Origin of the sequence: Providencia sp., assembly GCF_052096715.1 — a bacterium.
In the GTDB taxonomy this organism is placed as follows: Bacteria; Pseudomonadota; Gammaproteobacteria; order Enterobacterales; family Enterobacteriaceae; genus Providencia.
The window spans coordinates 21,373-27,421 of the sequence record NZ_JBQDNB010000042.1 but is presented as its reverse complement, the minus strand read 5'-3'; the positions used below and the strand labels follow the sequence as shown (position 1 = coordinate 27,421).

The 6,049-nt window shown below is 38.4% G+C and carries 7 protein-coding genes; 5 read left to right on the top strand and 2 right to left on the bottom strand.

The window, feature by feature from the left end; all coding sequences use genetic code 11:
* The first annotated feature begins 126 nt into the window (after positions 1 to 126).
* From ACTH6U_RS20505 to ACTH6U_RS20485, 5 genes are all read left to right on the top strand, one after another.
* Positions 127 to 429, top strand: coding sequence for a hypothetical protein (locus ACTH6U_RS20505; protein WP_441833033.1), 303 nt, complete (start codon positions 127 to 129; stop codon positions 427 to 429).
* A gap of 38 nt (positions 430 to 467) precedes the next feature.
* A complete protein-coding gene (locus ACTH6U_RS20500) occupies positions 468 to 1,862 on the top strand; it encodes an esterase/lipase family protein (protein WP_441833032.1) in 1,395 nt (464 codons plus the stop codon).
* A 109-nt stretch (positions 1,863 to 1,971) separates the two neighbouring features.
* Positions 1,972 to 2,967: a T6SS immunity protein Tli4 family protein gene (locus ACTH6U_RS20495; RefSeq protein ID WP_441833034.1), complete on the top strand. Its 996-nt coding sequence runs from the start codon at positions 1,972 to 1,974 to the stop codon at positions 2,965 to 2,967.
* Between the two features lie 555 nt (positions 2,968 to 3,522).
* A complete protein-coding gene (gene dusC / locus ACTH6U_RS20490) occupies positions 3,523 to 4,482 on the top strand; it encodes a tRNA dihydrouridine(16) synthase DusC (RefSeq protein WP_441833031.1) in 960 nt (319 codons plus the stop codon).
* 134 nt (positions 4,483 to 4,616) lie between these two features.
* Positions 4,617 to 4,865, top strand: coding sequence for a GlsB/YeaQ/YmgE family stress response membrane protein (locus tag ACTH6U_RS20485; protein ID WP_294103247.1), 249 nt, complete (start codon positions 4,617 to 4,619; stop codon positions 4,863 to 4,865).
* A gap of 116 nt (positions 4,866 to 4,981) precedes the next feature.
* Here the strand turns inward: ACTH6U_RS20485 and sseA are convergent, their stop codons facing one another.
* Both sseA and ACTH6U_RS20475 read right to left on the bottom strand, forming a co-directional pair.
* Positions 4,982 to 5,821 (bottom strand): 3-mercaptopyruvate sulfurtransferase, encoded by an 840-nt coding sequence (gene sseA, locus ACTH6U_RS20480; RefSeq protein ID WP_441833030.1) that lies wholly within the window; start codon positions 5,819 to 5,821, stop codon positions 4,982 to 4,984.
* Between the two features lie 32 nt (positions 5,822 to 5,853).
* Entirely contained in the window at positions 5,854 to 6,024 is a 171-nt protein-coding gene (locus ACTH6U_RS20475) for a hypothetical protein (protein WP_294103243.1), read from the bottom strand.
* Positions 6,025 to 6,049: the final 25 nt, after the last annotated feature.

The window sequence follows — 6,049 nt, the reverse complement described above, 5'->3', positions numbered from 1 at the left end:
ATGAGGTGATGATATCACCTCTGACTTGGTGACCAAATTAACTATGCCACTACAATTCTAACAAGAAACTTAAGCAAAATTACGTTATCATATTTACCTTAAGGTGAAGTGAAAAGGATCCGCGTAATGTCAGATAAAGACTCTCCAGAAATTGGTGAATGCCAACACGTTTCGTATCATATTCCTAAATGGAATGAAAAAGGAAAATGCAGTTGGAATGACCTCCAGCTTCAACACAAATCTCTTAATGCCCAAGCTAAATGTATTGTACCTCCCACCAAAGTGATCCCTGTTATTTTTATTCCTGGGATTATGGGGACGAACCTTAAGGATAAAAAAGGTGATCCCGTTTGGCGTGCGGATGCTTTCATGGGGGCTGATACATTATATTTGACTGCACTGGATGGGCAAAAAGACGACAACTTTTAAATATTAAATCCACTTTTGTTGATGACAGTGGGCAATATATGCCAAGTACATATTCACCTTTTAGTGATGATGGAAATATGTTGCCAAAAAGAGAAAAACGACATTGGGGAGAAGCTCTCTATTTGAGTTACGGTTCTTTTCTTGAAGTATTGCAGTCTTCTTTAGTCGATGATTGGCAAAAAGATTTGTTAAATATGGCAGCCAGTGATGATGCTAAAAAAATGCAAAATCACTTTGAGTCTAAAGGTGTGTTGAGCCAACTCGTTCAAAGTCCTATTGGCGGAACGAATGAAACGTTGCTGACAGAAGAAGAACTAATTCATTTTAAACGTTTTTTATTTTCTGTTCATGTATTTGGTTATAACTGGCTACAAGATAATGCTATCTCAGCCGCTAACCTTGTGGCATATATTGATAAAGTCTTAAATACTTACAAAAACGACCACGGTTATGGCTTGGCAGTAGAGAAAGTGATTATTTTAACTCACTCTATGGGGGGGCTTGTTGCCCGCTATGCAATGAATCCGCCAGAAGGTGCATTTCAAGGATGCCAAGATAAAGTGTTAGGTGTTGTACATGGAGTTATTCCAGATTTAGGCTCACCTGCTGCTTATCGGAGAATGAAGGTTGGTGCGGCGCAAGAAGGTATTCCCGGTGCGGTATTAGGATCTACCGCAGAGGAACTTATGTCCGTCCTTGCGTTTGCCCCTGCGCCACTACAACTTCTTCCTTATCCTAAATATAAATCCTCATGGCTTATTATCGAGGGTGGTGGCAGTTATCCTTCCATTGTGGATGCTGCTACAGGAAAATTCGATCCCTTTAACGAAATTTATTTGCGAAAGGATGTGTGGTGGCAGTTATACGAGCCAGACATTCTTGATAAGGATATAACAACAATAAATAACAATTGGGAGAATTACTCCATATCGATGAGAGATGACGTTAAAAAATTTATGGAGCATCAAGAAAAAGGGCAATACCATCCAAATACTTATATTTTTTATGGTACAAAGATTGAATCAGATAATTCTCTTACATGGAAGAAAGAAGTTGAAGGAAAAGCATACATGAACCCGTATTCCGGTCATCCTTATATTCCAAAACCTCAAGAAAATAATCGACATGTGGAAGTTTACGGCGAGATGGATTCAAATAAAGTATTAAACATGGGGGATGAAAGCGGAATATCCTATAAGCAGTTCATATTGGAATCATCTAAAGGGGCTGGTGATGGTACGGTTCCTGTCGAATCGCTGGTTGATATTATGAAAAGTTCGTCAATCCAAAGCAGCTTAGCGACAAATGTCGACCATCAAAATGCCTATGCCGTTGATAGTCTTAGTGACATCGGAAAGCGAAAAGCTATTCAGTTTACACTAAGAGCGATCGTGAAAATGGTGCAAGAGGTGGATATCCGTGCGGCTAACTAAAGCCCTGTTTTGGTGGGTAATAACATTAGTAGGGGTAATTTCCCTTATAGTAATAATTGTTTTTACCGAAAAAACGATTCATACAGGTCTGACTGACAAGGAAAAAGTGATGATAGAGACGTTATTTGATAAAACTAAGCCTCAATGCATTGGGCGTTATGTTATTGATGTCCCAGACTCATTCAATAATCGGCTACGCGATAGTGTGTATATTGATGATTTTAAAATTGAAAGCAAGTTTATCTATCCGCCTGCGTTTAAACAACGTATTACGTTACGTGAAGCAGAATTACGGGAATGGAAAACTAGTGCAGAAAATGCTCCGATGCTGAAAGAGGTTATTCAATTACCAGATGGTAAAGGTGTTATTTTTGATAGAAACAAACCAACATCAAATGATGCGTATCGAATATTAGAAGCTCATGTGTATGTGAATCATATCGCATTTATCATTACAACGAACATCTTGGATTTGTCTGCTCCTAAATATGAGAAAGAAAAGAAATCTTATATCGAGGTCTCAGGATTTATGGAAGCGCAAACAAATACTAGACTGGCTAAACTAACCGCAATGCAATCATTAATCTCTCGATTACAAGGTCGTTTAGATCACGAAATTCCGATGGAAAAAGGGGCTTGTATCCCGAATGGCTTTATTTTGGATAATAATGAAAAGCCTAAGCAGCAAATTTCATTTATTTACGAAAATGATGAATTATTGCTTTCCGTTGAATCCGATAATCGTTTTGCTGGCTCTAATGATACCTTATTAAGCCGAAGCGCTGAGATAAATACGGTTATACGTAAACAGAATCGAGAAACGATCAAAAAGGGAAATTTATCGCCTAATAATATTCCTTCACAAGAATGGTTAGTAAAAGGCGAACAAGAGGTCTATTCTGAAGTAGAAAACAAAAGAATACCCCATTTACCGTATTATAATTTTTTGTTCTTTGCCAATGAAACTAAGGGAACATTAACCATTCCAAAGGTAGAGATTGTTATAAATAACATCAATAAATTTTCAACATACAGTGAAGCTGAGATGGTTGAAATTTGGGATCGAATTGTTGGTTCTTTACGTTATAAACCGAATGCTTTTTGATAGTCTAAGCCCCATATAGAGTGCTATGTGAACTAGGGAATTTGCTCTTATTTTCAGTATGATCTTGTCACTCAGATACGGAAAAAGGCGGTCAACTATTTTCTGGTTCATTGGAATATTCTGAAGCTATTTCATAGTTGTAGCTGAGTATAAATAAACTATAACATTGCAGAAAAACTAAGGAGTAGCTCTGGGCGAAAAATACTGCATTACTGTACATATCGCTTTGCATGTGCTGGCTTAATGAAGTGAATTCTGAAGTCTGGAAGAACATATTACTACTGGTTAGCAACGTACGAGCCAACAAGTAAAAATGGCGGTGGACTAAGTTTTCTTGCTCATATAATATTTGAAAGATGTGTTATATAAGTTAGTTCGTTCAGGTAAATTATATTCTTCAGACCAAGAATTATCATCAAAGATGGTATTTATGAAGGTTTGCCACAAGTAGTAAACCAGTAATTTGGTGTGCTAATTTGAACTATTTGATGTTAAGAAAATATAATTTTACCGAATAATTAAAATTTTAAATATGCAGTGTGTTATGAGAGATCTATGCGTGTATTACTAGCTCCAATGGAAGGTGTTCTTGATTCTTTAGTCAGAGAACTTTTAAGTGAAGTAAATGACTATGACCTCTGCATTACTGAATTTGTTCGTGTAGTAGATACGTTACTTCCAGCTAAAACCTTTTATCGTTTGTGCCCCGAATTACGTAATCAAAGTCGTACGCCATCAGGAACTTTAGTTAGGGTGCAGTTGTTAGGGCAGCACCCCGAATGGTTAGCAGAAAATGCAGATAGAGCCGTTGAATTAGGCTCTTGGGGCGTCGATCTGAATTGTGGATGCCCATCAAAAACGGTAAATGGCCATGGTGGTGGTGCTACGCTGTTGAAGCAACCCGATCTCATTTACCGTGCTGTTAAAGCCATGCGTGATGCTGTTCCTAAATCATTACCTGTTTCTGTGAAAGTTAGACTAGGTTGGGATAGCGGTGAATTTACCCACGAAATTGCTGATGCAGCAGAGCAGGGGGGAGCCACTGAATTAACCGTTCATGGACGCACTAAAGAAGATGGTTATAAGGCTGAGCGTATTAATTGGCAAGCTATCGGTGACATTCGTAAGCGGTTATCAATACCTGTTATCGCAAATGGTGAAATTTGGGACTATGAAAGTGCTAAACGCTGTATTGAAATAACGGGATGCGATGCCATTATGATTGGGCGGGGTGCATTAAATACACCGAATCTAAGCCGAGTGATTAAAAATAACCATCGGCAAATGCCTTGGGAACAGGTTAATCAGATATTATTAAAATATACTGAACTGGAAAAACTTGGTGATACTGGTCACTATCATGCCGCTCGTATTAAGCAATGGTTGAGCTATTTACGTAAAGAATATCAATCTGCGGATGAACTGTTTCAACAAGTGCGATCTTTGAAAAATGCACAGCAAATTTCTGATGTTATTTCGCATATTGTAGATGTAAATATTGATAAAAAGTCTTAAAAAAAGAATTTTTATTTGCGAAAATAACTTATTGGGTCTTTACTTAGTAAGTATGATAGTCATTAAGTTAAGTTAATCACTATTATTGTTGAGATATTATTACTTAATACAACCTAGTCTTTTGGAGGCGTAATATGGGCGTTATTGCTTGGATTATTTTTGGTCTGATTGCGGGTGTTCTAGCAAAATGGCTCATGCCTGGAACGTATCAGATGGGTTTTATTATGACCACAGTTTTAGGGATTGTCGGTGCTGTTGTCGGGGGGTATATCAGTACTTTCTTTGGCAAAGGTAAAGTCGATGGTTTCAATTTTGGTAGCTTTGTGGTCGCCGTTATCGGTGCAATTGCAGTGCTCTTCTTGGCGGGTATATTTGCCAAATAGTTTTGCTTAAATATACGTCACAATAACGAGATACTGACTATTTTAGTCAAGATCTCAAGAATTTAATAAAGGCTGCAATTTAAATATTAGCAGCCTTTATTTTTGCGAGTTGAAACCTAAGGTTCAATCGGCAAACCATTATCCTGTCCCCACTCTGCCCACGAACCGTCATATAAACGTACATCTGTGTTGCCAAGTAGGGTTAACGCCATTAGCACAACGGCAGCGGTCATTCCTGAGCCACAAGAAGTGACTGAGGGAGCGTGGATATCGACGCCTTGCTGAGCAAAAATGGCTTTTAGCTGTTCAGGGGACTTGAACTCTCCATTTTCAACGAGTAGATCCCAAGGAACATTTTTACTTCCCGGAATGTGTCCCATACGTAGACCCGGACGTGGTTCGGGTGCTTGTGCTAGAAAACGCGGCGCTGCACGAGCATCGATAATTTGAATTTTACCTTCGTTAACGATATCTAATACTTGTTTTTGATTCAAAGCATTCGTTTCTTTTCGAGTTGCTTTAAATTCTTTGATTGCTGGTGGAATAACTTCACCTGTTTGAGTTTCAAATCCAGCTGTTTTCCAAGCATCAATTCCACCTGCCAATATTTTGACGTTTTTGCAGCCCATTGTCGTGAATGTCCACCAAGCACGAGGGGATGAAAATAAATTATTTTGGGCGTAAATAATAACCTGAGTATTATTATCAATACCCATAGCACCTACTGCTTGGCTGAAGGTTTCTGCACTCGGTAGCATATGGGGCAGATCGCAGGTTTTATCAGCAATTTCATCTTGATGAAAAAATTGCGCATTAGGAATATGTTCTTGTAAATAACGTTGGCGACAATCATAGGGGGCTGTTGGTGGAGGAGATGAAGCGTCGAGTACAATAATATTTGCATCAAACAGATGCGCGTTTAACCATTGCGGTGTAACAAAAAAATCGTTGTACATAAACTATCTCCATCCTGAGCTAATACATTATTTTAGTTTGGTTGCTGCATTTGGTTAGGGGCAGGGATTAGGGATTGAGCCTGAGGTTGTCCCTGTTCTAAAGGTGTTGTTGAGCGAGTATAAATATTCATACCTGCTAAAACAATGCCGCCTACTGAACCAAAAGCAAATAAGGCGCATATAGCGATTGCTAATTTTTTCATATTTTATAGCCTGCGTTAAATTTTA